The sequence below is a fragment of the Sulfolobus sp. B1 genome, assembly GCF_007050195.1.
Taxonomy (GTDB): Archaea; Thermoproteota; Thermoprotei_A; order Sulfolobales; family Sulfolobaceae; genus Saccharolobus.
The window spans coordinates 1-1,927 of record NZ_QIMI01000205.1; the positions used below are offsets into that span (position 1 = coordinate 1).

Consider the following 1,927-nt stretch of genomic DNA (forward strand, 5'->3'; position numbering starts at 1 on the left):
AGGATGTTAATATCGACTTTAATAAGTTAGTTAGTATAATATTTGAGAATATTAGGATAGGTAAGGAGGAGGCAAAAGAGCTATCATTTCTAGAACCTCTTAAAGGTTTCGCGATGATTTTGGATAATTTAGGATTAGTATTCATTGATGGTTACATAATTTTTACTGACGCAAGGGCTACAAATTGGGATATGTTAATTAAAAATGCATTAAGGGGAGTAGTGATAAGAAATGGTTAGTATAAAAAGGGGAATAGATAAACTGAAGGGGTATGTAGGCCATATTAAGATTGATGAACAAGGGAAGATAATAGAGAGTAGGAATGTTGAAAATCCTGCTAAATTAGCTGAGGTCATTAATTTTAATCTTAAGAGAGGAAATGAAGAGGCAAGAGAGCTGGGATTTAATAAGATGAATGGTTTTGCGATATTCGGTGAAAAGGAATCATTAGTCTTTATGAAAGGATTAGGTGTAGTTGTAGATTCTCAAAAAGTTGATTGGCAGGATGTGTTCACGTATTATACATTTAATGTAGCGTTTTGTGCTACTGGTGTTGTATTAACTGTTTTATCATTAATATTGTTTTATATAGCAATATTTACGAACTTCATGTATTTTCTAGCTCCGGAACCTCGATTCTATATACCTACTATTCTAATAATTATTGGAGTATTTTTCTTAGCTATATCTAAGTCTAAGCTGGCTTATAGATTAGAATAGTTTTTCTCTAATAAACACTTCTATATAGTAATGAGAGAAACTTTTAAAAACTATCGATACTAATTCATTATAGCGTGAAAACATGAAAGAGCTTAAAGGAACCAAAACTGCCGTGAATCTAAAAAATGCTTTCTGTGGAGAAGCAATGGCAAATAGAAGATACTTATATTTTGCAAAAAGAGCTGATGAAGAAGGATATCCCGAATTAGCGGGATTGTTGAGAAGCATAGCTGAAGGAGAAACCGCTCACGCTTTTGGGCACTTAGACTTCATAAGACAAGGAGGAATAGGAGATCCAGCAACTGATAAACCAATAGGAACTTTAGAGCAAATGTTAGAGTCTGCTATAGCTGGAGAGACTTATGAATGGACCCAAATGTATCCAGGCTATGCTAAAGTAGCGAGAGAGGAAGGATTTAATGAGGTTGCAGAGTGGTTTGAGACATTAGCTAGAGCAGAAAAGAGTCACGCAGAGAAGTTCACGAACGCCCTTAATATGTTAAAGGGAGGCAAATAATGTATTCTTTAAATCCAAGTAATCCTTCTTTTTTTGACTCGAATAAGTTATTATCTGAGTTTATAAGACAAGCTAGTATATGTCACGGCTGTAGAAGGTGTTTTAATTATTGTGACGCATTTCCTACGTTATTTGAATACACTGATAAGAAACAACCTAAAAACTTAACATTAGATGATCTCTTTGATGTAGCATCTAAGTGTTTCCATTGTAAGATGTGTTATGTCAATTGTCCTTACACTCCTCCCCATGAGTTTAGCATGGATTTCCCCAGCTTAATGGAGTGGAGCTGGCTATACTACAAGAAAAAGAGAGGGTTAACTCTCAGAGACTTTCTTTTTGAAATGTTAGATGGGGTTGCTTTAGCTAGACCGTTAGCTAAAAATATTATGGAGAAAAGTAAAGAGCTCTTAGGAATTCATAGAGAGGCACCTACATTACCGGTTGCAGAAAAGGGTTTAAGAGAAAAGGTAAAACCCAAGAAAATTGATAATCCCAAAGCAAAAGTAGCATTATTTCCAACATGTCTAGTCGAAAATTTCTTTACTGAAATAGGAGAAGATATAATTGAAGTTTATAATAGTTTAGGTATAGAAGTTGTAATACCCAGATTTTTGTGTTGCGGAGCACCTATGCTAGACTCTGGAGATATAGATAGATTAAAGAAAAACGCTGAATATAACCTTTCTC

The 1,927-nt window shown here is 34.5% G+C and carries 4 protein-coding genes; all 4 read left to right on the forward strand.

Annotated elements, in window-relative coordinates:
• On the forward strand, positions 1-239 hold a 239-nt coding region (locus DMP16_RS11085), incomplete at its 5' end, for a hypothetical protein (protein WP_185957855.1).
• On the forward strand, positions 232-720 hold the full coding sequence (locus DMP16_RS09440; RefSeq protein ID WP_069283625.1) for a hypothetical protein: 489 nt from the start codon (positions 232-234) through the stop codon (positions 718-720). The genes DMP16_RS11085 and DMP16_RS09440, both read left to right, overlap by 8 nt.
• A gap of 82 nt (positions 721-802) precedes the next feature.
• Positions 803-1,237 carry a rubrerythrin family protein gene (locus tag DMP16_RS09445; RefSeq protein ID WP_069283624.1) on the forward strand — a complete coding sequence of 145 codons (435 nt, stop codon included), beginning with the start codon at positions 803-805 and terminating at the stop codon, positions 1,235-1,237.
• Positions 1,237-1,927: (Fe-S)-binding protein (locus DMP16_RS09450; protein ID WP_143577155.1), on the forward strand; the 691-nt coding region annotated here is incomplete at its 3' end. The genes DMP16_RS09445 and DMP16_RS09450, both read left to right, overlap by 1 nt.

Excerpts from the sequence above, each read along its gene's own strand:
- DMP16_RS09440 (WP_069283625.1), top strand. The coding sequence starts at position 232 with ATGGTTAGTATAAAAAGGGGAATAGATAAACTGAAGGGGTATGTAGGC.
- DMP16_RS09445 (WP_069283624.1), top strand. The coding sequence starts at position 803 with ATGAAAGAGCTTAAAGGAACCAAAACTGCCGTGAATCTAAAAAATGCT.